Annotated in this window: 18 protein-coding genes and 1 tRNA gene; 9 read left to right on the top strand and 10 right to left on the bottom strand. The window is 69.3% G+C overall.

Annotated features, from left to right (window positions below):
- The first annotated feature begins 15 nt into the window (after positions 1–15).
- The 3 genes from ACUN0C_RS05795 to ACUN0C_RS05785 all read left to right on the top strand — a co-directional run bounded on the left by ACUN0C_RS05795 (position 16) and on the right by ACUN0C_RS05785 (position 6,738).
- Entirely contained in the window at positions 16–2,181 is a 2,166-nt protein-coding gene (locus ACUN0C_RS05795) for a ComEC/Rec2 family competence protein (protein ID WP_445465366.1), read from the top strand.
- 125 nt (positions 2,182–2,306) lie between these two features.
- Entirely contained in the window at positions 2,307–4,973 is a 2,667-nt protein-coding gene (gene alaS / locus ACUN0C_RS05790; protein WP_445465365.1) for an alanine--tRNA ligase, read from the top strand.
- 16 nt (positions 4,974–4,989) lie between these two features.
- On the top strand, positions 4,990–6,738 hold the full coding sequence (locus tag ACUN0C_RS05785; protein ID WP_445465364.1) for a cation:proton antiporter domain-containing protein: 1,749 nt from the start codon (positions 4,990–4,992) through the stop codon (positions 6,736–6,738).
- Positions 6,739–6,854: 116 nt separating this feature from the next.
- Here the strand turns inward: ACUN0C_RS05785 and ACUN0C_RS05780 are convergent, their stop codons facing one another.
- On the bottom strand, positions 6,855–8,066 hold the full coding sequence (locus tag ACUN0C_RS05780; RefSeq protein ID WP_445465363.1) for an NADP-dependent isocitrate dehydrogenase: 1,212 nt from the start codon (positions 8,064–8,066) through the stop codon (positions 6,855–6,857).
- Between the two features lie 212 nt (positions 8,067–8,278).
- Here ACUN0C_RS05780 and ACUN0C_RS05775 point away from each other — a divergent pair, with 212 nt between their 5' ends.
- Together ACUN0C_RS05775 and murI are read left to right on the top strand one after the other, a co-directional pair.
- Complete coding sequence (locus ACUN0C_RS05775) at positions 8,279–9,121, top strand: RNA methyltransferase (protein ID WP_445465362.1); 843 nt, start codon at positions 8,279–8,281, stop codon at positions 9,119–9,121.
- On the top strand, positions 9,114–9,914 hold the full coding sequence (murI, locus tag ACUN0C_RS05770; protein WP_445465361.1) for a glutamate racemase: 801 nt from the start codon (positions 9,114–9,116) through the stop codon (positions 9,912–9,914). The genes ACUN0C_RS05775 and murI overlap by 8 nt, the downstream gene beginning before the upstream one ends.
- A 102-nt stretch (positions 9,915–10,016) precedes the next feature.
- On the opposite strand, the gene ACUN0C_RS05765 is transcribed toward murI, so the two are convergent.
- Positions 10,017–10,092, bottom strand: a tRNA-Glu gene (locus ACUN0C_RS05765).
- A gap of 238 nt (positions 10,093–10,330) precedes the next feature.
- On the opposite strand from ACUN0C_RS05765, the gene ACUN0C_RS05760 reads away from it, so the two are divergent.
- Entirely contained in the window at positions 10,331–10,840 is a 510-nt protein-coding gene (locus ACUN0C_RS05760) for a hypothetical protein (protein ID WP_445465360.1), read from the top strand.
- 27 nt (positions 10,841–10,867) lie between these two features.
- Here ACUN0C_RS05760 and ACUN0C_RS05755 read toward each other — a convergent pair whose 3' ends face one another.
- Positions 10,868–11,356, bottom strand: a complete 489-nt coding sequence (locus ACUN0C_RS05755) for a GNAT family N-acetyltransferase (RefSeq protein ID WP_445465359.1) — start codon at positions 11,354–11,356, stop codon at positions 10,868–10,870.
- 366 nt (positions 11,357–11,722) lie between these two features.
- Between ACUN0C_RS05755 and ACUN0C_RS05750 the strand changes: the two genes are divergently transcribed.
- On the top strand, positions 11,723–12,844 hold the full coding sequence (locus ACUN0C_RS05750) for a baeRF11 domain-containing protein (RefSeq protein WP_445465358.1): 1,122 nt from the start codon (positions 11,723–11,725) through the stop codon (positions 12,842–12,844).
- Positions 12,845–13,005: 161 nt separating this feature from the next.
- On the opposite strand, the gene hisD is transcribed toward ACUN0C_RS05750, so the two are convergent.
- The 5 genes from hisD to ACUN0C_RS05725 all read right to left on the bottom strand — a co-directional run bounded on the left by hisD (position 13,006) and on the right by ACUN0C_RS05725 (position 18,575).
- Positions 13,006–14,304 carry a histidinol dehydrogenase gene (gene hisD, locus ACUN0C_RS05745; RefSeq protein ID WP_445465357.1) on the bottom strand — a complete coding sequence of 433 codons (1,299 nt, stop codon included), beginning with the start codon at positions 14,302–14,304 and terminating at the stop codon, positions 13,006–13,008.
- Between the two features lie 42 nt (positions 14,305–14,346).
- Complete coding sequence (locus ACUN0C_RS05740; protein ID WP_445465356.1) at positions 14,347–15,129, bottom strand: IclR family transcriptional regulator; 783 nt, start codon at positions 15,127–15,129, stop codon at positions 14,347–14,349.
- A 31-nt stretch (positions 15,130–15,160) separates the two neighbouring features.
- Positions 15,161–16,519, bottom strand: coding sequence for a TRAP transporter large permease (locus tag ACUN0C_RS05735; protein WP_445465355.1), 1,359 nt, complete (start codon positions 16,517–16,519; stop codon positions 15,161–15,163).
- A 12-nt stretch (positions 16,520–16,531) separates the two neighbouring features.
- Positions 16,532–17,200, bottom strand: coding sequence for a TRAP transporter small permease (locus tag ACUN0C_RS05730; RefSeq protein ID WP_445465354.1), 669 nt, complete (start codon positions 17,198–17,200; stop codon positions 16,532–16,534).
- A gap of 145 nt (positions 17,201–17,345) precedes the next feature.
- A complete protein-coding gene (locus ACUN0C_RS05725; protein ID WP_445465353.1) occupies positions 17,346–18,575 on the bottom strand; it encodes a TRAP transporter substrate-binding protein in 1,230 nt (409 codons plus the stop codon).
- Positions 18,576–18,698: 123 nt separating this feature from the next.
- On the opposite strand from ACUN0C_RS05725, the gene ACUN0C_RS05720 reads away from it, so the two are divergent.
- Together ACUN0C_RS05720 and ACUN0C_RS05715 are read left to right on the top strand one after the other, a co-directional pair.
- Positions 18,699–20,336, top strand: a complete 1,638-nt coding sequence (locus ACUN0C_RS05720) for a GMC family oxidoreductase (protein WP_445465352.1) — start codon at positions 18,699–18,701, stop codon at positions 20,334–20,336.
- A 4-nt stretch (positions 20,337–20,340) separates the two neighbouring features.
- On the top strand, positions 20,341–21,093 hold the full coding sequence (locus ACUN0C_RS05715) for a sulfite exporter TauE/SafE family protein (RefSeq protein WP_445465351.1): 753 nt from the start codon (positions 20,341–20,343) through the stop codon (positions 21,091–21,093).
- A 101-nt stretch (positions 21,094–21,194) separates the two neighbouring features.
- Here the strand turns inward: ACUN0C_RS05715 and ACUN0C_RS05710 are convergent, their stop codons facing one another.
- Together ACUN0C_RS05710 and xsc are read right to left on the bottom strand one after the other, a co-directional pair.
- On the bottom strand, positions 21,195–22,373 hold the full coding sequence (locus ACUN0C_RS05710; protein ID WP_445465350.1) for an acetate/propionate family kinase: 1,179 nt from the start codon (positions 22,371–22,373) through the stop codon (positions 21,195–21,197).
- A 28-nt stretch (positions 22,374–22,401) separates the two neighbouring features.
- Positions 22,402–24,180 carry a sulfoacetaldehyde acetyltransferase gene (gene xsc / locus ACUN0C_RS05705; protein WP_445465349.1) on the bottom strand — a complete coding sequence of 593 codons (1,779 nt, stop codon included), beginning with the start codon at positions 24,178–24,180 and terminating at the stop codon, positions 22,402–22,404.
- Position 24,181 lies beyond the last annotated feature (1 nt).

Raw genomic sequence — 24,181 nt, 5'->3', positions numbered from 1 at the left:
TCCGGGGCAGGGGCCGTGGCGGAGCGGGGCGAGGTCGGGCCGGGGATCGGCGGGCGCGCTGGCGTCGGCGCCTTCGCGGCTGCGCTCCGGACAAGGCTGTTCCGGATCGCGCCGGCAGCTGCGCGCGCGATCCGCGAGAGCTGGGTGGCGGAACTCGACGAGCGGCGCGGCTTCCACTGGCTCGCCGCGGCGTTCGGAACGGGCGCGATCGTCTATTTTGCATTGCCGCGCGAACCTTCGCTCGCGGCTGTCGCCGCTGCCGCCGCCCTCGTTTCCATCCTCGCGCTCTCCGCGTTCCACAGGGACCGCCCGTTCCGCGCACTGACGCTGGTCGCGCTCCTGCTCCTCGGTGCGACCGCCGCGAAGATCCGGACCGACAGCCTCGGAGGGCCCGCGATCACCCGCCAGGCCGCCGCCCTCGTCACCGGCCGGGTGCTGCAGGTCGAGGAGAGGGTCGAAAGGCGGCCGCGCATCCTGCTCGACCGGCTGGCCATCGCCGGCCGGGCCCCCGGCGAGACGCCGGCCCGGCTGCGCCTCTCCCTCCCGCCCGGCCGGCCGCTGCCGCCGCTCGGCGCCGCCATCGAAGTCCGCGCCATGCTCATGCCGGTGCCTGGCCCCTCGATGCCGGGCGGGTATAATCCGCGCTGGTCCGCCTTCTTCGACGGGATCGGCGGAAGCGGGTTCGCGCTCGGGAACTGGACGCTCCTGCCGGAGCCTGACGGCCCGGGCTGGCGCTTCCTCGTCGCGAAGGTTCGCCGGCACGTCGTGGACCGCATCCGCTCGCTCGCTCCGGGCGAGGCCGGCGCCGTCGCGGCTGCGCTCCTCGTCGGCGAGCGCAGCGGGCTTTCCGATGCGACCAAGCGGAACCTCCAGGATTCCGGGCTCGCCCATGTCATCTCGATCTCCGGCCTGCACATGATGCTGGTCGCCGGCACGGCGTTCTTCGCCGTGCGCGCGCTGCTGGCGCTTTCGCCGGCGCTCGCGCTCGGCCGGCCGATAAGGCAATGGGCCGCCATCGTCGCGATCGGCGTCGCGACCGCCTACCTCGCGATCTCCGGCGGCAACGTCGCGACGAGGCGGGCCTACGTGATGGCGGCGATCCTCTTCGCCGCCGTGCTCGCCGGCCGTCCCGCGCTCTCCATGCGGAACCTGGCGATCGCCGCCTTCGTCGTCCTCGCCCTGGAACCGGAAAGCGTGCTCGAGCCGGGCTTCCAGATGTCGTTCGCCGCCGTCGTCGCGCTCGTCGCCGGCTGGGAGGCCTGGCGAGACCGGGAGCCGGGCATCGCGGGCGAGCCGCTCTTCCCTGGTCACGCGGCCCTGCGCTGGCTCTGGCGCGGAGTGTTCGGGATCGCGCTGACGACGGTCATCGCCAGCCTCGCCACCGCGCCCTACGCCGCCTACCATTTCGAGCGGATCACGAGCTTCGCGCTCGTCGCCAACCTGCTCGCGATGCCGGTCGTCTCCATCCTGGTCATGCCGTTCGGGCTGCTCGCGCTGCTCCTCATGCCGTTCGGGCTCGATCCGCTTCCGCTGGCGGTGATGACGACCGGGATCGAGCTGATGCTCGCAGTCGCGGGCTGGGTGGCGCGGCTTCCGGGCGCGTCGCTGCCTTCGCCGCCCATTCCCGCGGCTGCGCTCATCGTCATGACGGCGGGGTTCCTCTGGCTCGCGCTGTGGCGGTTGCGATGGCGGCTCGCGGGCGTGCCGGTCGCCATCCTGGGCCTTCTGATGGTGCCGGTGTTCGGCGGCCGGCCGGACGTCGTGCTCTCGCCCGACGGCCGCGTCGCCGCGGTGCGCGACGAGACGGGCGTGCTCCGCGTGTCGGGCGGCCGGGCCGGCTCCTTCACGGTCGAGCAGCTGTTCGAAAGCGAGCCCGGCATGCCTTCCCGCGCGGAGCTCCGCGCGGGAATGGCCTGCGACGAGGCGGCCTGCCTGCTGCGGGGGGCAGGCGGGCGGCTCGTCTCGCACGTCAGGGACGCGGTCGCCTTCGCCGAAGACTGCCGGCGCGCCGCCGTCGTGCTGACGCCGCTTCCGGCGCCGCCCGGATGCGCCGCGGCGATCGTGATCGACCGCGACCGCCTCGCCCGCTTCGGCGCTCATGCGATCGCCTTTCCGGGCGGCCCGGATGGCGCACCCGTCGTCGCGACGGCGCACGGGGACATGAAGCGGCCGTGGCAGTAACGGCTGCGGCGGAACGCTTCACGCGATGCGCAGGCGCGGTCGCTGCCGGCTTGCTGGACAGGCCGGACGGCTGCGCTTAAATGCCCTGCGCGGCCGCGCTCCGCCGGCCCTCACACGAGCGTTTCATGTCCAGCGTCAACGATATCCGCAGTGCGTTCCTGAACTATTTCGCGCGCGACGGCCACGAGCCGGTGGCGTCGAGCCCGCTCGTGCCGCGCAACGACCCGACGCTGATGTTCACCAATGCCGGCATGGTCCAGTTCAAGGACTATTTCACCGGCAAGTCGGCCGCGCCGTGGCCGCGCGCGGCGACCTCGCAGAAGTGCGTGCGCGCCGGCGGCAAGCACAACGACCTCGACAATGTCGGCTACACGGCGCGCCACCACACCTTCTTCGAGATGCTCGGCAACTTCTCGTTCGGCGACTACTTCAAGGACCGCGCGATCGAGCTCGCCTGGAACCTCGTGACGAAGGAGTTCGGCCTCGCCGCCGACCGCCTGCTCGTCACCGTCTACGCGACCGACGACGACGCCTTCGACCTGTGGCGGAAGATCGCCGGGCTGCCGGAATCGCGCATCATCCGCATCGCGACCAGCGACAATTTCTGGGCGATGGGCGACACCGGCCCGTGCGGGCCGTGCTCGGAGATCTTCTACGATCACGGCGAGGGCATTCCGGGCGGGCCGCCGGGCTCGCCCGATGCCGAGGGCGACCGCTTCATCGAGATCTGGAATCTCGTCTTCATGCAGTACGAGCAGGTGACGCCGGACGAGCGCGTCGACCTGCCGCGGCCCTCGATCGACACCGGCATGGGGCTGGAGCGGATCGCCGCCGTGCTCCAGGGCGTGCACGACAATTACGACATCGACCTCTTCAAGGCGCTGATCGCGTCCGTCCACGAGCATACAGGGCGGCCGTCGAGTGCCGTCAACCAGGCGAGCCCGCGCGTGATCGCGGACCATCTGCGCGCCTCGAGCTTCCTCATCGCCGACGGCGTGCTGCCCTCCAATGAGGGGCGCGGCTACGTGCTCCGGCGGATCATGCGCCGCGCCATGCGGCACGCGCACCTGCTCGGCGCCGAGGAGCCGAGCATCTACCGCCTGGTGCCGACGCTCGCACGCGAGATGGGCGACGCCTATCCCGAGCTCCGCCGCGCGCAGTCGCTCATCACGGAGACGCTGAAGCTCGAGGAGACCCGGTTCCAGAGGACGCTCGCGCGCGGCCTTTCCCTCCTGGAGGCGGCGACGTCTACGCTCGACAAGGGCGATACGCTCGACGGCGAGACGGCGTTCCGGCTCTACGACACCTACGGCTTCCCCCTCGACCTGACGCAGGACGCCCTCAAGAACCGGGGCATCGGCGTAGACCTGATGGGCTTCACGGACGCCATGGAGCGCCAGCGCGCCGAGGCGCGGGCGAGCTGGGTCGGCTCCGGCGACGCCGCGACGGAGACCGTCTGGCTCACGCTCAGGGACCGCACCGGGGCGACGGAGTTCCTCGGCTACGACACGGAGGAGGCGGAGGGCGTGGTCCTCGCGCTGGTCGCGGACGGCCGGGAAGCGGAGGCACTCGGTACCGGCCAGTCCGGCGCCGTGGTCGTGAACCAGACGCCGTTCTACGGCGAATCGGGCGGCCAGGTCGGCGATACCGGCACGATCGTCGCCGCCGACGGCGCACGGTTCCGGGTGACGGACACGCAGAAGAAGGCGGACGGGCTGTTCGTCCATTACGGCCTGGTGGAGGCGGGCACGCTCAGGACGGGCGAGGCGGTCCACCTGCAGGTGGATTCCGGCCGGCGCGCCACCATCCGGAGCAACCATTCGGCCACCCATCTCCTCCATGCCGCCCTCCGCCAGGTGCTCGGTCCGCACGTGACGCAGAAGGGCTCTCTGGTCGCGCCCGACCGGATGCGCTTCGACTTTTCCCACCCGAAGCCGATGACGGGCGAAGAGCTGACCGCCGTCGAGGACATCGCCAACGCGCTCGTGCTCCAGGATGCTCCGGTGGAGACGCGCCTCATGGACCGCGACGTGGCGATCGAGGCGGGCGCTATGGCCCTCTTCGGCGAGAAGTACGGTGACGAGGTGCGCGTCGTGTCGATGGGCCTGGCGCCCGACGATCCGAAGCGGACCTATTCGGTCGAGCTCTGCGGCGGAACCCATGTCCGCCGCACCGGGGAGATCGGCCTCATCGCCGTCCTGGGCGAAAGTGCGGTCGCAGCCGGCGTCCGCCGGCTCGAGGTGCTGACGGGCAATGCGGCCCGGCACTATTTCGTCGAGCAGGACCGCCGCGTGCGCGACATGGCGGCGCGCCTCAAGGTGCGCCCCGACGAAGCCGTTGCGCGGCTCGAGGCGCTGGTCGAGGAGCGGCGGAAGCTGGAGCGCGAGCTCGCCGAGGTGAAGAAGAAGCTCGCGCTCGGCGGCGAGGGCGGTGGCGCGGAGCCGGTCCGCCGCATCGGCTCGATCAGCCTCATGGCGCGGTCGGTCGAGGGCGTCGCCCCGAAGGACCTGCGCGGCCTCGTCGACCAGGGCAAGCGCCAGGTCGGCTCGGGCGTGGTGGCGATCGTCGGCGTGAACGACGGCAAGGCCGGCCTGATCGTCGGCGTGACCGACGATTTGACGGACAGGATCAACGCCGTCGACCTGGTGCGCGTCGGCGCGGAGGCGCTCGGCGGCAAGGGCGGCGGCGGCCGCCCGGATCTCGCGCAGGCGGGCGGGCCCGACGGGGCGAGGGCATCGGCTTCGCTGGACGCGATCAGCGCCGCGCTCGCCGAACTCGCCGGCGCGGCCTGAGCCGGTCGGGACGGGCTTGGAGAGCGTCGCCCACGAAGCCTGGATCGAGGACGCGCTCACGTTCCTGATCGCCGCCGGCATCATCGTCCCGTTCTTCCATCGGCTCAGGATCAGCGAGGTCCTCGGCTTCCTCGTCGCGGGCATGGCCATGGGGCCGTACGGGCTCGGCCGTTTTCTCGGCGACGTTCCCCTGCTCGGCGTGCTCGTGATCGACGATCCCGAACGCATCAAGCCGTTCGCGGAATTCGGCGTCGTCTTCCTGCTGTTCGTCCTCGGCCTCGAGCTGTCGCTCCGGCGCCTCTGGGAACTCCGCCGCTACGTCTTCGGCCTGGGTTCGGTCCAGGTCGTCGCCGCGGCCCTCGTCGCGGGGCTCGCCGTCTACGTCCTCGGCGCACCGTTCAATGCGGCGATCGCGGCCGGGCTCGGCCTGTCGCTGTCCTCGACGGCGATCGTCATGCAGCTCCTCGCCGAGCAGCGCCGGCTTGCGACCGGCCCCGGCCGTGTCAGCCTCTCGGTCCTCCTGATGCAGGACCTCGCCGTCGTCCCCATCCTCTTCGTCGTCGGGCTGCTCGGCATCGGCAGCACGCAGGAGACCGGCGAGGCCGCGCTCGCCTTCGGCTGGACGGTGCTGCAGGCGGCGCTCGCGATCGGCCTCATCGTCGCGATCGGGCGGTACGTTCTGAGGCCGCTGGTTCGGCAGGCGGCGCGCTCCGGCAGCCGCGAGCTGATCATGGCGATCACCATGCTCGCCGTGGTGGGATTCGCCGTCGGCACGGAGGCCGCGGGACTGTCGCTGGCGCTCGGCGCGTTCCTCGCCGGGGCGATGCTCGCGGAGACCGAGTTCCAGCACCAGATCGAGGTCGACATCGACCCCTTCAAGGGCCTGCTGCTCGGCCTCTTCTTCATGACCGTCGGCATGGGGATCGACCTCGGCTACGTCTTCGGCGCGCTCGGCTGGATTCTCGCCGCGGCGGCCGCCCTGATCCTCGCGAAGGCCGCGATCCTCTTCGCCGCCGCGCGCCTTTTCGGGATCGGGTGGTCGCCGGCCGTGGAAGTCGCCCTGCTGCTCGCCGGCGCCGGCGAGTTCGGCTTCGTCGTCATCCGGATGGCCACGGGCGGCGGGATCTTCGACGACGGCCTCGCGCAGTTCCTCACCGTCGTCGTCAGCCTCTCCATGATTGCGACGCCTGCGCTCGCCCGTGCCGGCCGGGCGCTCGGCCGGCGCTTCGAGCACTACGACCACGGCGACCTGCCGAAGGACCCGGACAGGACGGAGCTCGGCGGCCACGTCGTGATCGGCGGCTTCGGCCGGGTGGGCCAGATGATCGCCCGGATCCTGGAGCGGGAGGGCATACCCTTCGTCGCGGTCGACATGAGCGCCGAGCTCTGCAGCGAGCACACCCGCTCGGGCCGGGTGATGTGCTTCGGGGACGCGGCGCGACCGGAGCTCCTGGAGCGCGCGGGCGCCGACAATGCGCGTGCCTTCGTCGTGACCATCGACGCGCCGGCGGCGGCCGAGCGGATGGTGAGGACGATCCGGCGGCGGCGGCCCGATGCGCCCGTCTATGCGCGGGCGCGGGACGTGCGCCACGCCCAAGCGCTCGCGAAACTCGGGGCGGTCGTCGTGCCGGAAGCGCTGGAGGGCAGCCTCCAGCTCGCCGAACGGGTGCTGGAAGGCCTGGAGATCCCGGAGGACGCGCTGATCAGGACTCTCGACGAGGAGCGCAGGCTGCAGGCGGAGAACCTGCGGGCGGAGCCGACCTGACGCCCGCGGGCGGCGCCGCTTGTCGGCCCACGTCCGGGAAGGGGAGGCGGCGGCGCGTGGAACGCGCCGCCATCAGCGGGAGGAGAGGCGGCGCGGAACGCGCCGCCATGCGGGCGTCAGCCCATCGCCTTCTGGAGGTTCTCGTCGATCTTGTCGAGGAAGCCGGTGGTCGAGAGCCACGGCTGGTCGGGGCCGACGAGCAGCGCAAGGTCCTTCGTCATCGCACCGGACTCGATCGTGTCGACGGTGACCTTCTCGAGCGTCTCGGCGAAGCGCTTCAGCTCGGCATTGTCGTCGAGCTTGGCGCGATGGGCGAGGCCGCGCGTCCAGGCGAAGATCGAGGCCGTGGCGTTGGTCGAGGTCTCCTTGCCCTGCTGGTGCAGGCGGTAATGCCGCGTGACGGTGCCGTGGGCAGCTTCCGCCTCCACGGTCCTGCCGTCCGGCGTCATCAGCACGGAGGTCATCAGGCCGAGCGAGCCGAAGCCCTGCGCCACCGTGTCGGACTGCACGTCGCCGTCATAGTTCTTGCAGGCCCAGACGTAGCCGCCCGACCACTTCAGCGACGCGGCGACCATGTCGTCGATCAGCCGGTGCTCGTAGATCAGGCCGTTCTTCTCGAACTCGGCCTTGAACTCGTTGTCGTAGACCTCCTGGAAGATGTCCTTGAAGCGGCCGTCATAGATCTTCAGGATCGTGTTCTTCGTGGAGAGGTAGACCGGGTAGCCGCGCATCAGGCCGTAGTTCAGGGAGGCGCGGGCGAAGTCGCGGATCGACTCGTCGAGATTGTACATCGACAGCGCGACGCCGGAGCCCGGGAACTGGAACACCTCGTGCTCGATGACCTTGCCGTCCTCGCCCTCGAACTTGATCGTGAGCCGGCCCTTGCCCGGGACCAGGAAGTCGGTCGCGCGGTACTGGTCGCCATAGGCGTGGCGGCCGATGATGATCGGCTTCGTCCAGCCCGGCACCAGGCGCGGCACGTTGCGGCAGATGATCGGCTCGCGGAAGATGACGCCGCCGAGGATGTTGCGGATCGTGCCGTTGGGCGAACGGTACATCTTCTTCAGGCCGAACTCCTCGACCCGGCCCTCGTCCGGCGTGATGGTGGCGCACTTCACGCCGACGCCGTGCTCGCGGATGGCTTCGGCCGCCTCCACCGTCACGCGGTCGTCCGTCGCGTCGCGGTTCTCCATCCCGAGGTCGTAATAGATGAGGTCGACGTCGAGATAGGGATGGATCAGCTTGTCCTTGATGAACTGCCAGATGATCCGGGTCATCTCGTCGCCGTCGAGCTCGACCACCGGGTTTGCGACTTTGATCTTAGCCATCAATCAGCCTTTCACGACAACGGGCGCCTGGCACCGCGGATCTCGAGGAGAAAAGGGAATGCGGCGCCCCTATAGCAAAGGCCCGGGGAGCCGCCAACCGCTGTATACAGGCGTGGGCGGAGGCGCGGTTCACCGGCGTGCCGCGGCGTGCGCGCACTGGACTCCGCCGCACGCCTGGAGGAGACCGGCGGCTCTTCATCGATAATGGACGGATGACGAACTTGGCCGAGGACCCGACCGCAAGCGCGACCACGAACGCCGAGGGCGGCGGCGGAGGCGGAGCGCTCCGCTGCCCGCCGCCGGCCGTCGTGCTCGTGGAGCCGCAGCTCGGCGAGAACATCGGCGCGGCCGCGCGCGCGATGGCCAATTTCGGCCTCGCCGACCTCAGGCTCGTGGCGCCGCGCGACGGCTGGCCGAGCGAGAAGGCGCGCGCCGCGGCTAGCCGCGCCGACCACGTCGTCGACGGCGCGCGCGTCTTCGCCACCACCGCCGAAGCCGTCGCCGACCTTCGCTTCGTCTATGCGACGACGGCGCGGACCCGCGGCCTGCCGAAGGTGGTCGTCGGTCCGCGCGAGGCCGCCGCGACGCTGCGCGCCCGCGCCGCGGCGGGGCAGGGCACGGGCATCCTGTTCGGGCGCGAGCGCTGGGGGCTCATGAACGAGGAGATCGCGCTCGCCGACGAGATCGTCACCTTCCCGGTCGAGCCCGCCTTCGCCTCGCTCAACATCGCGCAGGCGGTGCTCCTGATGAGCTACGAATGGATGGCGTCGGGCCTGGAGGCCGGCGCCCTGCCGACGCGCGGCGCCGTGCCCGCCTTCGATGCGACACCCGCGCCCAAGGCGCAGCTCGTCGGCCTGATGGAGCATCTCGAGCAGGCCCTCGACGAGGCCGCCTATTTCCGCAGCGAGGACAAGCGGCCGGCCATGGTGGCGAACCTGCGGGCGATCCTGCAGCGCGCCGGCTTCACCGAGCCGGAGGTCAAGGTGCTGCGGGGCGTGGTGGCCGCCCTGGAGAGACGGCACGAGAAGCGGCGGCGGGCGAGCGGGAATGAATGAGGCGCGGCCGGTTCTCGTCTTCGATTCCGGCATCGGCGGGCTGTCGGTCTTCCGCGCGATCCGCGAGCGGCTGCCCGGTCTTCCCCTCGTCTACGTCGCCGACGACGCGGCCTTTCCCTACGGCGACTGGGAGGAGGCGGCGCTCGTCGCTCACATCGTGAGCCTGATGGACCGGCTGATCGCGGCGCACGACCCCGCCGCCGTGGTGATCGCCTGCAACACCGCGTCGACGCTGGTCCTGCCGCCGCTCAGGTCCGCCTTCGCGATCCCCTTCGTCGGCACGGTGCCGGCGATCAAGCCCGCCGCGGAGCGGACGGAGAGCGGCGTCGTCGCGGTCCTCGCCACGCCCGGAACGATGCGGCGCGACTATACGCGCGAGCTGATCCGGACCTTCGCGGCCGGCTGCCACGTCCGCCTGGTCGGAGCGCCGGACCTGGCGCGGCTCGCCGAGGCGCACCTCAGGGGCGAGCGGATCGACGAGGGCGCGGTGCTGCAGCAGATTGCGCCCTGCTTCGTGGAGCTCGGCGGCAGGCGCACCGACACGATCGTGCTCGCCTGCACGCACTACCCGTTCCTGCGCGACGTGTTCGAGCGCGTCGCGCCCTGGCCGGTCGCCTGGATCGATCCGGCCCCGGCGATCGCGCGGAGGCTCGAGACGGTGCTCCGGGAGGCCGGCGTTCCCGGAGCGTCGCCGGAATCGCCGCCGCCGGGCAGGGCGGTCTTCACCAGCGGCAGCCGCCCGCCGCCGCCGCTCCTCGGCGTGCTCGCGGGCCTCGGCCTGGAGCCGGGGTGAGGGGCGGGATGCCCGGGGCGGGCGCCTCGCCGCAGCCGAATCGGGGGTGGCACCGCGCTCGGATGCGCGGCGCACAAGACTTCGGTATGTCGCGGAGAATGCTGGCGCTCCCTAGGGGACTCGAACCCCTGTTTCCGCCGTGAGAGGGCGGCGTCCTGGACCGCTAGACGAAGGGAGCGTTGCGACGCCGCATATAGCGGCTCGCCCCGGCCGGCGCAACTGTTGTCGCGCAGGCCTCCCGGGAACGTCGGGCCGGGCTGGCCGCGCCGCCGAGGCAGCCTATTTGCGGCGGGCGGCGGGGGTGTTCGCCGACGGTGCCCGCCGCTCTGCCGCCCGCACGGAGGCACGCGCAGCGGGCTCCCGGGCAACTGCAGGCACCCGGCGCTGACGCGCCACCGAACCGGAAAGGAGGCGGGATGCGCCGCCGCTTGGTCACCGTGAACGACAGGATGCAGGAGGGCTATGCCTACGAGCTCGTGGCGCCGGCCGGCCGCGACTTCGACCCGGCGTTCCGGCCGGAGCTGACGCCGAAGGAGATGCTCGCGCTCGGCGTCTTCTGCGGCAAGTACATGACCGATTGCCGCGCCGAGTTCCCCGCGAGCTGGTTCGAGGGCGCGAAGCTCTCGCCCTCCGGCCGCGACTGCGCGCTCAACTATTTCGGCGTCGACGCCAGCCAGCCTCTCTCGGAATGGCGGACGAAGGGCTGGATCCATCCCGACGACCCGCGCGGCTGGTTCCAGTGGTACTGCCGCTACTACATGGGCCGGCGCCTCAGCGGCGACGATGCGCGCCAGATCGGGCGCTGGAAGGCGATGAAGCGGCACGTCTCGCAAGTGCGCAAGCATTGCGAGCCGGGCGATCCGATGTGCCGCCCGCGCCAGCGCCAGGCGCTGCTGCACTGGGCCTATGACAGCCGGGTGATCTGAGCCGGGCGGAGCGCTCCCCGCCGCCCGTCAGCGGCCGCCGAGGGCCTTCTCGTAGCGCCAGACGTCGAGGGGGCAGCGGCCATTCGATATATCGAGAGTGATCGTGACTGTCCCGGCGCGGGTCCAGCCCGATTTCTCGTAGAAGCGCGCTGCCCGGTCGTTGCCGATCGCGCAGGCGAGCCAGGCGGTCGCGACGCCCGAAGCGGCAAGCCTTCGCTCGGCGTCGGCCAGGAGGGGTGCCGCCACGCCGGAGCCTCGCGCCCGGCGGTGGACGTAGAACTGGTCGAGCTGGTCGGCCGCGACATAGGAAAAGCCGTCCGGATCCCCGATCGGGCCGATGGCGCGCACATGCGCCAGGCCGCGCAGGAGGCGCTCGCCGAAGCTCTCCAGCGTGCGCGCGCGGGCGAGCTCGGCGGGCACGAGCCCGGCATGGGCGTCCTGCCAGCCCTCTTGCCACAGCCGCGCGAGCGCCGGCACGTCGTCTTCCGTGGCCGGGCGTGGCGTCGCGGAGGTCATCTCTCGTCGTACTCCAAGCTGGTTGCCGTTCGAGGACACTCAGGGAACCCCGTGCCTCGAGCGCTGCCCCGATCTCCGGGGGGTCCTCGAGGACGAATTCGGTTCCAACCGACACCATATCATCCTAGGTGTTGCCACGCGTCTCGATCGTGGAGCGGCCGGCATTCGGCCGATCCAGAAAAGGTCCTGGCCATCAGACGAACCCTTGTCCCGCCCGACCGAGGCGCATCGCCAACCTGCCGAACGAAGGCGATCGCACCGTCGGCAAGGTCGATGCACATACGGGCTCAATCGGGCGCATCTTTCCGCGCGCCGCGCACGCGAACCGCCGCCCCGGAGCGCGCCTCACAGACTGGAGTCTCCTGAATGCTTTACGTCGACATCCCCACGCTTCCCGAGATCCGGGCGCTCCATGCCACCCGCGCCGACGCCTGCGTGTCGATCTATCTGCCGACGACGCCGCAGACCCAGGACGTGAAGGCGAGCCGCATCGCCCTCGGCAACCAGGCCAAGGCGGCCATGGCGCAGCTGGACGCCGCCGGCTTCGACAAGCGCCGCCGCGCTTTGCTGGAGGCGGAGCTCGCCGCGCTTGGCGAGGACGATGAATTCTGGCGGCTGCAGGCGCACAGCCTCGCCGTTCTCGCCACCCCGGACAATGTGCGCACCTTCCGGCTGGCCACCGCCGTGACCGAAACGGTCGAGGTTTCCGACCGCTTCCACCTCAAGCCGCTGCTGCGCGCGATTGCCTTCCCGCAGCACGCCTTCGTGCTGGCCCTGTCGGAGAACGCTGTGCGCCTCGTCGAGGTGTTCGCCGATCTGCCGGCAACGCATGTCCGCGTTCCCGATCTCCCGAAGAGCGCCGCCGACGCCGTCGGCCGCGCATCGGTGAACAACCTGACGCAAGGGACGCGCCTCGCCAACGCCCAGGGCCAGACCGTGCTGCTGCGCCAATATGCGCGGCAGGTGGACGCCGCCTTGCGCGGGGTCCTCGCAGGGCGGGAGACGCCTCTGATCCTGGCGGCGACCGAGCCGCTCGCGCCGATCTTCCGGGCCGTCAACTCCTATCCGGCGCTGCTGTCCGAGGGCGTGTCCGCCAGCCCGGACCGCATGAGCGACGGCGAGCTGGCCGAGGCCGCGCGGGCGGTCCTGGACGGCCATTACGCCGCGCAGGTCGAGGCGGCGAAGGCGCTCTTCCAGGAACGGTCCGGCCAGAATCGCGCCACCACCGAGCTGCAGACCGTCGCGCGCGCGGCCACCTTCGGCGCCGTGGAGCTCCTGCTCGTCGACATGGACGAGACGCTGCCGGGCACCGTCGACGAGACGGACGGTTCGGTCTCGCTCGCCTCGGAGGCGGGCGCGGGCAGCTATGGCGTGATCGACGAGATCGCCGGGCGCGCCATCCGCGCGGGCGCGAAGGTCCTTGCCGTGCGCCGGGCCGACATCCCGGAGGAAGCATCGGCGGCCGCGATCCTGCGCTATCCGGTCTGACCGGAGGGACGGGTGACGGGGAGGGGGGCGACCCGCAGCAAACGAGCCCCGGAGGCGTTGCCTGGACCGGGGGGTGGCAACGCCCCCCGCGGATCCGAAGGGGAGCGGGCGTCCAGGCTCAGCGTAGCAGATCCCTCTCACCAGATCGCGGCCAAGGATCTCTAGTCGCGATCGGCGGCCTTTGCGGCAGCATACTTCGCAAGGCGCACATCTGCCGTACGCGCATGCGCTTCCATCCCCTCGAGCCGCGAGATGCGAGCCGTGACAGGCGCAAGGCTGCGGCAGGCGCCGGCGTCGGCGCGTTGCCAGGTGAGCGGCTTGAGGAATTTGTGCACCGACAAACCTGCCGAGTAGCGCGCGGCACCCTTGGTGGGCAGAATGTGGTTTGGGCCCGAGACCTTGTCGCCGAATGCGACCGTTGTCTCCTCCCCGAGAAAGAGCGAGCCGTAATTGCGAAGGTTCTCCAGCCACCAATCGAGGTCGGAGGCATGGACTTCCAGATGCTCGCTGGCATGACGGTCCGATACCTCAACGAGTTCCTCGCGCGTGTCGCAAAGGATCACCTCGCCGTGGTCCTGCCAGGCCGCGGCCGCGGCGGAACAAGCCGGGTCCGGCAGATCAGCAATCAACTTCGGCACCCGGTCCATGACCGCCTCGGCAATGGCCCGCGATGTCGTGAACAGCCATGCAGGACTCTCATGGCCGTGCTCCGCTTGACCCACCAGATCGGCAGCGACGATATCGGGATCGGCCGTTGCGTCGGCAATGACCGCGATTTCCGAGGGTCCGGCGAACACGTCTATGCCGACTTTGCCGAAGAGCATCCTCTTCGCTTCGGCAACGTACTTGTTGCCGGGGCCAACGATGATGTCGGCCGGCAGGCCGGTGAAGATGCCGTATGCCATGGCCGCCACGGCCTGGACTCCCCCGAGCGTGAGGACGACGTCGGCGCCGGCCTCCTTCATCGCAAAGAGGACACTGGGGTGGATCGGCCCGCCGCGATACGGTGCGGAGCAGGCGATGACGGTGTTCACCCCGGCAGCCTTTGCGGTCGCGACCGACATGATGGCCGAGGCGACATGCGCATATCGGCCGGTCGGCACATAGCAGCCGGCGACGCCGCATGGCACCATTCGCTGCCCGGCGACAAGGCCCGAACCCATGGTCATCGCGAAGTCCTTGACGGAAGCCTTCTGCGCCAGCGCGAAGCGCCGCACTTCGCCCGTGGCAAGGGCGATGTCGGCACGCACCTCCTCCGGCACCTCTGCCGAACGAGCGTCCATCTCGTCGCGGCTGACGACGATCGGGCCACTCCAATTGTCAAGAGCCATGGCGAAGTGGCGGACTGCCGCCTCGCCCTCTGCCTCGATGCGGGCCAGGATGCCGGCAACCACGTCCCGAACGTTATCAGTCTCGGAGTCGGAAACCCGTTCGGCCTTTTTCAGGTAGGTCACCGGCATTTTGTATCCTTATCGCCGTCCTCGGGGCGTGCCGTGCGTAGTCTATAGTAGCGCTGACAGTTCCTCGGCGGCGCGCTTCAGGCGGGGGAGGTGCGTATATCCCGCCTCAATCGATAGTCGCTGTGTCGGACCCTGGAAGGCGATGGTTGCCGGCATGCGACCGTTCTTGTCCCGAAGCGGCACGGCAAATGCGATGACCCCCTCGAGAAACTCTTCGTTGTCGACGGCGAAACCTTGGGCGCGCACCTTCTCGATTTCCGCTCGCAGCGCATCAGGAGTGGTGAGAGTGTGCGGCGTCTTGGCGTCGAGATTGGCGTTGCGAAGGTAGCTGTCGAGCCGCACGTCGCTGAGCGTGGCGAGATAGAGCTTGCCCGCAGCGGTGCAATGCAGCGGCACGTGCGTCCCGACGGAAAACTGCACGCGGAGCGGCCAGTCGGTCTCCACCCGGTCGAGGTACACCATGGACTCTCGGTCCGGTATGGCGAAATTGCAGGTCTCGCCCACATCCTTTGCCAGCGCACGCATGATTGCCAGGCGCGCCGTTCGCACGCGCTGGGTGGAGAGCGTCGCCACCGCCATCTCCCGCGCGCGCCGGCCGACCGAGTAGGACCGCCCGTCCGGTTCGCGCTGCAGGTAGCCCTCCGCCTCGAGCGTCTGGAACAGCCTGTGCAGCGTCGGCTTGGGAAGGTCGGTCGTTCCGCTCAAGTCGGACGGCTTGACCGGCCGGCCCAGGCGGACGATCTCCTCGAGCAGCGTGAGCAGGCGAAGCGTCGTCGGAATCCGCTCGGACCTGGCAGCGGGGGCACTCTCCGTGGCGTTCGGCATGGCGGGGCTCAACAGGGACACGCGGTCAAGGTCAGGTCAGGACCAGAGACAACCAGGGAACGAACGCCACCAGCAACCAGACAAGGATCAGGGCGATCAGGTACGGAACGATATACCTGAGCAACCGCATGTACGGCACCCCGGTCACACCGCTGGCGACATATAAGTTCAGACCGTAAGGCGGGGTGATGAAGCCGATCGAGCCGCCGATCAGGAAGATGACCGCGAAATGGACCGGGTCGACGCCGACGCTGGCGGCGATCGGCGCCAGGATCGGAGCCATGATGATGGTGTTGGGAAGGCTCTCCAGCACCATGCCAGCGATGAAGACGAAGGCCATGGCCATGAGCAGAACGGCGTAGTAGCCACCGATCCCGGTCATGAAGCCTTGGATCGCCGCCTGCGCGCCGAGGAGAGAGAGGATCTGCTGCATCACGACCGAGATGCCTATCAGCGGAGCCAGCATGCCCGCGATCCGCGCCGAGTTGAGGACGACCGGCGGCAGGTCGCGAAGCCGGAACCCTTCCACCAGAACCATCTCGATCCAGCCGGGGGTGCGCGCAAGGTCGTCGTCCGCGGCCTCCCCGCGATTGATCAGGCGGTAGAGCGGGCGGGAGAGCAGGGCGACGAGGATGCAGAACCCGACCGTCACGCCCGCGGCCTCGGTCGGCGAGAACTTGCCGGTATAGATGCCCCACAGCACCAGCCCGATGGCGAAGAAGCCGAGCCAGGCGCCGAAGGCGGTGCGCACCACCCGGTCGAATTCGAAGCGGATCAGGTGCCCCCAGCCTTTGATGCGGCATACGATCCAGCAGGCGACCTGCATCGCGAAGACCATCAGCATGCCGGGGATGATGCCGGCAAGGAACAGCTCCGAGATCGAGAGATTCATCAGGAAGCCGTAGACGATGAAGATGATCGACGGGGGGATGATGATGCCCACCGTGCCGCCGGCACCAGCGGTCGCGGCCGAGAAGCGTTCGTCGAAGCCGTTGCTCACCATGCGTGGATGCATCATCGCACCGATCGTCGCAGTCGTAGCCGAATTGGAACCCGAGATCGCTGCAAAGAGCCCGCACGCCCCGATGCTGGCCATGCCCAGCCCGCCGCGGAGCCAGCCAAGGCAGGCATAGGCGAAGGCCGAGAGACGGTGCGCGATCCCCGACCGGTTGATCAGGTCGCCGGTCAGGATGAAGAGCGGCATCGCCAGCAACGCGAAGGAGGTGGTGAACACCGCCGAGAAGGCATAGCCGATGTTGTCGAGGGAGAGGTTGACGACGAAGCTCATCGCGACGACCCAGAGCGCGATGACGAGAAAGATCGGCACGCCGAGAACGAAGAAGGCGGTGGCCAGCAGTGAGAAGATCAGCGTCAGCGTCCCGTCGGTCATGGCGCCTGCCTCCTATTCGCGGGCGAGCTCCGCGTCGGCACTGGGTTCCTGCCTGACACGGTGGTTGCGCACGTCCTCGATCAGGTTCTCCAGCACGCGCGCATACAGCACCAGCCAGGCCGCCGGCACGCAGATGTAGAACCACCAGCGCATGACGTTGTCGGTGCCGAGCAGCAGCTGGAAGTTCGAGGCCGAGTTCGCCGTCAGCCGCAAGGTCGCCACCATCACGATGACCGCCATCAAGTACCAGAGCGCCGCATCCACGAACGACATCGCCAGCCGGGCGGCGGGCGGCAGGGCGGCCCGAACCTCGCCAAAGGCCAGGTGGCTGCGGAGCTTGACGTTGTAGGCGCAGCCGATCCAGGTCAGCAGGAGGAAGAGGTAGGGCGGGAGCGTCGTGGACCAGGGCGCCTGGACGCTGAGGAAGAAGCGGCGGATGACCTCAACGAAGATGATCGCGGCGATCGACATGTAGGTGAAGAACATCGCCGTGGGTTCGAGATGCCGGTTCAGCACCGGCACCGCGCGAAGCACGGCCAGGACAAGGAAAGACGCCGGCAGGATGCCGAAGGCGAGGATCCAGTAGAGGACCGGATGCCGGATCGCGCGGGCGATCATGAAGGGCTCGCCCGATTGCAGCGCCTCCCAAACGGAGAGGAACGCTAACCACAACTCCTGCATTCGAGCCGGCTCCTCGCTTTTGCTCCGAGACGCGTGGCCGTGTGACCGGTGCCGGAGGGCGACCGTATTGCGCCCGGTCTGGCGCCGAGGCGGCAAGAGGGGAGGCAGCGCCCGCGCTGTCGCGGGCGCATTTTCAGGCGTTCGATTACGTGCGCCACCAGCGGCGTGGCTCGACGTTCTCCGCCAGCATGTCGACCGGGATCTCCCGCGCGACGCGATGGATCTCAGTGTAGGTGTCGACGCCGTCCGCCCAGGCGTTGATGCGCTCGCGCCACTGCTCCCAAGGACCGGGCACGAATTCGGGCGAGCACATCTCCTCGGCCTCGCGCCGTGCTTCCGGCGACAGGAAGGCGACCCGGACGCCATGCTTGGCGAAGATCGTTCCCTCCTTCTGGGGATCCGAGAAGCCCACGGTGTTCACGAGCGCCGCCTCGTTGGAATATTGCGCGGCAATCTGAGCCAGGTAGGCAGATTCCATGACGGCATCCTGCAGATCGCCGTCGAGCCTGTCGAAGCTTTCCGCCGACATCGCGGTGTGCTCGGTCCCGCAGAAGAAGCGCAGGTCCACGCATTGCGACACCACCGGCGTCATGTTGGCGTAGGCCACGGCCGAGGCCCAGGTCTCGGCCCCGTCGATCAGGCCCTGCCGCAGGCCGTCGAGCGTCTCCTCCCAGGCGATCGGCGCGGGGTTGAGTTTCATCAGCTCCATGGCGATGCGGCCGAGCTGGGTGCCCGTCACGCGGTTGCGGGTGCCGGCGATGTCGGTGACGCTGGTCACCGTCGGCCGATCCCGCCACGTGTTGCCCAGCATGATGCCGCGCAGTTCGCAATGCGTGAACAGGAACTTGATCCCGTGCCGTCGCTCCAGCGGCTCCCGGAACACGGTATTGCTTATCGGATGATAGAAGAAATGGTACTGCGACGCTCGGCTCGGGAACATGTAGGCGTAGTCGAGAACGTTGTAGTGCGGGGCGCCACCGGCTGAGTTCTGTGTCGAGGCCGAGAACAGATCGACGATCCCCTCCTGCGTCTTCGAAACGCAGTCGAGTTGGCCGCAGATCTGGTTGTCGCCAATGAACTCGATCCGTATCTCGCCGTCCGTCCGCTCCTCGATGTCGCGGATGAACTCGAGGATGCCCGTCCGCTCGATCATCAGATTGCGGGCGTTGAAGCCTGCCGCGCCGTGCCGGAGCGTGTGGCGTGGCTCTTTCGAGAACCGCTTCTGATAGGTCGATTCCGCTGCCTTTGCCAGCTGCGGCAGCGTGATGGTGCCGGCCATGCCACCGAGCGCCAGAAGTGTCGAACTCAAGCCAAAGCGCTTACTCACACGCAGGAAGTCCCGGCGCGAGACGCCGGATAGGTCACGCTTATTCATGGTCTCCTCCCAACCGGATGTTGATGCCGGACGTCACTGTTTTTGAGACTTGTAGTTTCAAAAAACCACCACTAGCTTTCCGAAGTCAAGCGATTTCCGGCCGGCTTGACGGGGGAGTTGGTGGTGTTTGATCACGAGGCGGACGTTGTCATTGTCGGAGCCGGATCGGCGGGCTGCGTCCTTGCCAATCGCCTGAGCGCGGATCGAACCCTGCGCGTGCTGCTGCTCGAGGCCGGCGGCCGCGACCTGAACCCGTGGATCCACATTCCGGTGGGGTATTTCCGAACCATGGGGCACCCGTCGCTCGACTGGTGCTACATGACCGAGCCCGATCCCGGGCTGAACGGGCGCAGTCTGCCGTGGCCGCGCGGCAAGGTTCTCGGAGGTTCGTCCTCGCTGAACGGACTGCTCTACGTGCGCGGCCAGCCCGAGGATTACGACCGCTGGCAGCAGATGGGCAATGCCGGGTGGGGCTGGGAGCACGTGCTGCCCTACTTCCGCCGGGCCGAGGATCAGGAGCGTGGCGAGGATGCCTTCCACGGCACAGGCGGGCCGCTCACGGTCAGCGACGCGCGCCTCTCGCGGCCGATCTGCGACGCCTGGGTGGCCGCGGCCCAGAAGGCCGGCTATCCGTTCAACCCCGATTGCAACGGGGCGACGCAGGAGGGCGTCGGCTACTTCCAGCTGACGGCGCGCCGGGGGCGGCGCTGCAGCGCCGCCGTGGCCTACCTCAACCCCGCCCGCGCGCGGGCGAACCTGCAGATCGTCACGCGCGCCCTGACCACGCGCGTCCTCTTCGAGGGTCGCCGCGCCGTCGGCGTGGAGTGGCGCCGATCCGACGGATCGACCCAACGCGCCAGGGCGCGCGCGCGTGTGATCCTTTCTGCCGGGGCGATCGGGACGCCACAGATCCTGATGCTCTCGGGGATCGGCCCGGCCGAGCATCTGCGCGAGCGGGGCATTGCGCCGCGGGCCGACCTACCTGGCGTCGGACGCAACCTGCAGGACCATCTCCAGGCGCGGCTGGTGTTTCGTTGCCACCGACCAACGCTGAACGACGAAGTGCGCGACCCGCTCAACAAGCTGCGCATCGGGCTGCGCTACGCGGTCACGCGCAGCGGCCCCATGGCGATGGCGGCGTCGCTGGCGACCGGCTTCGTGCGCACGTCGTCGGCCGTCGCGACGCCAGATATCCAGTTCCACATCCAGCCCTGGTCGGCCGACAACCCGGGCAAGGGCGTCCACCCGTTCTCCGCATTCACCGTCTCGGTCTGCCAGCTGCGCCCCGAGAGCCGGGGCCATATCGAGCTGCGCGGCGCCGACGCAGGCGAGCCGCCGCTCATCCGGCCCAACTACCTGGCGACGCCTACCGATTGCGCAACCATCGTCGAGGGCGTCCGCATCGCCCGCCGGATCGCTCGCCACGCTCCGTTGCGAGACGAGATCTCCGCCGAGGAGGCGCCCGGCCCCGGTATCGACGACGCGGACGAGGAGGGGCTTCTCGACTGGGTGCGCAACACGGCGACCACCATCTTCCACCCGACCGGCACCTGCAGGATGGGACCCGATGGCGACGCGGGCGCCGCGCTCGATCCCCGCCTCCGGGTGCGCGGCGTCGAGGGGCTGAGCGTGGCCGATTGCTCGATCATGCCCGAGATCGTGTCGGGCAATACGAACGCGCCGGCGATCATGATCGGCGAGAAGGCGAGCGAGATGGTGCTCGAGGATCTCCGCCAGGCGGCCCTGCGCGTGCCCGTCTGACGGGATGGCCGGCGGCTTCCCTCTCGGACTGGATCTGTGGCAGCAGGTCTACCTCGCCCTCTGCATCCTCGGCGCAGCCTGGGTGCGCGGGTATTCGGGCTTCGGGTTCTCGGCGCTGGTCGTCACCTCGGCAGCGGTCGTCACCGATCCGGTGCCCCTGGTCGCCACGCTGATCATGTGTGAGATCCTGCTCAGCCTGGGCCAAGCCCGCGGCCTGCGCGCCCAGGCCGACTGGCGGCGCGTCGCCGGGATGCTGGCCGGGGCGACCCTGGTCATGCCCTTCAGCTTCGCGCTGCTCGCCCGGCTCGGCGAGGACCCGGCGCGCATCGCCATATCGGCGACGGTGCTGGTCATGTGCGTGGCGATGGCGCGTGGATGGAGCTTCGGACGCAACGTCGGCACGGCGGGCAACGTCGTCGCCGGGATGGTTTCGGGCGTCGCCAACGGAGCGGCGGTCGGCGGGTTGCCGGTGGCGGTCTTTCTCTCCGGACAGCCGGTGGCGGCACCTGTCTTCCGCGGCACGATGATCGCCTACCTGACCCTGATCTGTATTATAGCGCTGCCGTCATTGTGGATGACGGGTCTGTTGCGCGGGTCGAGCTTCGTCCTCCTCGCCGTCATGGCGCCGCTGATGGCGCTCGGGCTCTGGATCGGCGGCCGGCGCTTCATCGCGTCAACGCCTTGCGATTTCAGGCGCTTCACCCTGAGCTTGCTGGGAATCCTGTCCGTCTTGGGACTGCTCCGGAGCATTTGGTGAATGGCCACGCGTCCTTGTGGCACCGCCGCTGATTTGCGGGAGCGGCAGCACATCGGCGAAATCGTCGATGCGCTCCGTCGAACGATCGAGTCGATCGGAGCCTAGGGCGCGAACCGCGCGGCTGCGCGGGCGATGACGATCTCCTCGTCCGTCGGCAGGACGAGCACCCGCACCGGGCTGTCTTCCCGCGAGATCGTCCGGTCGCCCCGTCGATTCGCCTCCTCGTCGAGGATAATCCGGGTCCAGCCGAGCCCCTCGCATACCATCGCCCGGACATGCGCCGAGTTCTCGCCGATGCCGCCCGTGAAGACCAGGCCGTCGATCCCGCCCAGATCCGCCACCAGCGCCGCGACCTCCCGGCGGATCCGCGTCGTGAAGTACGCGATCGCCTCCGCTGCCTCCGGCGCATCCGAAGCCTCGAGCCGGCGCATGTCGTTGGAGATACCCGAGAGCCCCAGAAGCCCCGAGCGGTTGTAGAGCAGGTCGGCGAGAGCCGCCGCGTCCATCCCCTCCTCGGTCATCAGGTAGAGGAGCACTCCCGGATCGATCTGCCCGCACCGCGTCCCCATCGGCAGCCCGTCGAGCGGCGAGAACCCCATGGTGGAACTGACCGATTCACCCCCGACCATCCCGCACATCGAGGCCCCGTTCCCCAGATGCGCCACCACCATCCGTCCCGCATTGAGCGCCGGTTCGTCCCGCGCGAGCGCGCTTTGGATGAAGTCGTAGCTGAGCCCGTGAAAGCCGTAGCGCCGCAACCCCTTATCGTAAAAGGCGCGCGGCAGCCCGAAGGCGTCATGCACGAAGGCATGGCGGCGGTGAAAAGCGGTATCGAAGCAGGCGATCTGCGGGGCGCCGGGAAAGGCCGTGGTCGCGGCCTCGACGCCCGCGAGATTGTGCGGCTGGTGGAGCGGCGCGAAGGGGACGAGGCGCGCGAGCGCCGCGATGATCGCCGGCGTGAGAACGACCGGCTCCGCGTGATCCGGCCCGCCATGGACGATCCGGTGGCCAACGACGGCAATGTGCCCGTCCCCAAGCCGCTCGCCGAGAAGCGCGAGCACGGTGTCGAGCGCGGCCCGGTGGTCTCGCCCCGCGTCTTGCGGCAAGACGCGCCGGACTTCGTCGCTCTCGCCCGCGAAGCGCGCGCGCATCTGAGGCGCGCCGCCGATCTGCTCGACGACGCCTGCGGCGCGCGGCTCCGGTTCCGCCGCGCCGATGGCGAAGAGGCCGAACTTCACCGACGAAGAGCCGGCATTCAGCGTGAGGGCGTGCGCGCGCACCGGTCGAACCCGTCCAGCGGCGGTTCCCTCAAGCGGGGGTCATCTGGGCCCGCATGTCGGTTGCCTCGATGCCGGCGATGGGCACTGGCTTCTTCATCGCGTCGCGGCGGAACGGTTCACCGAGCTCCTGGTTGAGGAGGACCTCGATGAAGGTGGTGACGCCGGCCTTCTGCTCCTCGATCGCGCGGGACAGCGCATCACGCAGCTCGTCCTGGGTTCCGACCTGCACGCCGCGAAGGCCGCAGGCCTCCGCGACCTTCGCGAAGGAGAGCTCAGGGTTGAGCTCGGTCCCGACGAAGTTGTTGTCGTACCAGAGGGTCGTGTTGCGCTTCTCGGCGCCCCATTGGTAGTTGCGGAAGATCACCATGGTGATCGCCGGCCAATTCGCGCGGCCGATGGACGTCATCTCGTTCATCGAGATGCCGAACGCCCCGTCCCCGGCGAACCCGACAACGGGCGTGTCCGGATTGCCGACCTTCGCTCCGATGATCGACGGGAAACCGTAGCCGCATGGGCCGAACATCCCGGGCGCGAGGTATTTCCGCCCCTGCTCGAAGGTCGGGTAGGCGTTGCCGATCGCGCAGTTGTTGCCGATGTCGGTCGAGATGATCGCATCCTGCGGCAGCACGGCCTGGATCGCGCGCCACGCCATCCGCGGCGACATCCGGTCGGGCTCGCGGCGCCGGGCCTCCTCGTTCCAGCTCGTGCCGGGGTCGTCCTCCTCGTGGTCGAGCGAAGTGAGGAGCTGGAGCCAGGCCGAGCGTGTCTTGCCGATCAGGGCGCGGCGCTCCTCGCGACCGGCATTGCCGGCGCCGGGCTCCAGCCGATCGAGTATCCCGCGCGCCACCTTGACCGCGTCCCCGCAGATCCCGACGGTGACCTTTTTCGTCAGCCCGATCCTGTCGGGGTTGATGTCGACCTGGATCACCTTCGCGTCCTTGGGCCAGTAGTCGATCCCGTAGCCCGGCAGCGTGGAGAAGGGGTTGAGCCGCGTGCCGAGGGCGAGCACCACGTCTGCGCGCGCGATCAGCTCCATCGCCGCCTTCGAGCCGTTGTAGCCGAGCGGCCCGACCGAGAGCGGGTGGCTGCCCGGGAAGGCGTCGTTGTGCTGGTAGCCGCAGCAGACAGGCGCATCGAGCCGCTCGGCCAGCGCCACCGTGTCGGGAATGGCGCCGGCGATCACGACCCCCGCGCCGCTGAGAATCACCGGGAACCTTGCCTCTGAGAGGAGCCGGGCCGCCTCCGAGATCGCCTTCTCTCCGCCGGCAGGACGCTCGAGCCGGACGATCTGCGGGAACTCGACGTCGATGATCTGGGTCCAGTAGTCGCGCGGGACGTTGATCTGTGCAGGGGCCGAGCCGCGCCAGGCCTTCTCGATGACGCGGTTCAGGACCTCGGGTATGCGGGCGGGATCTCGCACCTCCTCCTGGTAGCAGACCATCTCCTCGAACATCGCCATCTGGTCGACCTCCTGGAAGCCGCCCTGCCCGATGGTGCGGTTCGCCGCCTGCGGCGTCACGAGGAGCATCGGCGTGTGGTTCCAGTAGGCGGTCTTGATCGCGGTGACGAAACCGGTAACGCCCGGCCCGTTCTGGGCGATTGCCATGCCCATCTGGCCCGTCGTCCGGGTGTAGCCGTCGCAGATCAGAGCGGCGTTAGTCTCGTGTGCACAATCCCAGAAGGTGATGCCCGCCTTACCGAACAGGTCCGAGACCGGCATCATTGCCGAGCCAATGATGCCGAAGGCGTGGCGGATGCCGTGCATCTGAAGCACTTTGATGAAGGCTTCCTCGGTGCTCATCTTCATG

It is taken from the genome of Faunimonas sp. B44 (genome assembly GCF_052655945.1).
Note: the sequence above shows the minus strand (reverse complement) of the source record. Positions and strands in the feature narration are given on the sequence as shown.

What these genes read in the sequence shown, in the direction of transcription:
- xsc (WP_445465349.1), bottom strand. Translation starts at nt 24,180, where the DNA reads ATGAAGATGAGCACCGAGGAAGCCTTCATCAAAGTGCTTCAGATGCAC.
- alaS (WP_445465365.1), top strand. Translation starts at nt 2,307, where the DNA reads ATGTCCAGCGTCAACGATATCCGCAGTGCGTTCCTGAACTATTTCGCG.
- murI (WP_445465361.1), top strand. Translation starts at nt 9,114, where the DNA reads ATGAATGAGGCGCGGCCGGTTCTCGTCTTCGATTCCGGCATCGGCGGG.
- ACUN0C_RS05735 (WP_445465355.1), bottom strand. Translation starts at nt 16,519, where the DNA reads ATGACCGACGGGACGCTGACGCTGATCTTCTCACTGCTGGCCACCGCC.
- ACUN0C_RS05740 (WP_445465356.1), bottom strand. Translation starts at nt 15,129, where the DNA reads ATGCCGAACGCCACGGAGAGTGCCCCCGCTGCCAGGTCCGAGCGGATT.
- ACUN0C_RS05750 (WP_445465358.1), top strand. Translation starts at nt 11,723, where the DNA reads ATGCTTTACGTCGACATCCCCACGCTTCCCGAGATCCGGGCGCTCCAT.
- hisD (WP_445465357.1), bottom strand. Translation starts at nt 14,304, where the DNA reads ATGCCGGTGACCTACCTGAAAAAGGCCGAACGGGTTTCCGACTCCGAG.
- ACUN0C_RS05715 (WP_445465351.1), top strand. Translation starts at nt 20,341, where the DNA reads ATGGCCGGCGGCTTCCCTCTCGGACTGGATCTGTGGCAGCAGGTCTAC.
- ACUN0C_RS05775 (WP_445465362.1), top strand. Translation starts at nt 8,279, where the DNA reads ATGACGAACTTGGCCGAGGACCCGACCGCAAGCGCGACCACGAACGCC.
- ACUN0C_RS05760 (WP_445465360.1), top strand. Translation starts at nt 10,331, where the DNA reads ATGCGCCGCCGCTTGGTCACCGTGAACGACAGGATGCAGGAGGGCTAT.
- ACUN0C_RS05780 (WP_445465363.1), bottom strand. Translation starts at nt 8,066, where the DNA reads ATGGCTAAGATCAAAGTCGCAAACCCGGTGGTCGAGCTCGACGGCGAC.
- ACUN0C_RS05725 (WP_445465353.1), bottom strand. Translation starts at nt 18,575, where the DNA reads ATGAATAAGCGTGACCTATCCGGCGTCTCGCGCCGGGACTTCCTGCGT.
- ACUN0C_RS05755 (WP_445465359.1), bottom strand. Translation starts at nt 11,356, where the DNA reads ATGACCTCCGCGACGCCACGCCCGGCCACGGAAGACGACGTGCCGGCG.
- ACUN0C_RS05730 (WP_445465354.1), bottom strand. Translation starts at nt 17,200, where the DNA reads ATGCAGGAGTTGTGGTTAGCGTTCCTCTCCGTTTGGGAGGCGCTGCAA.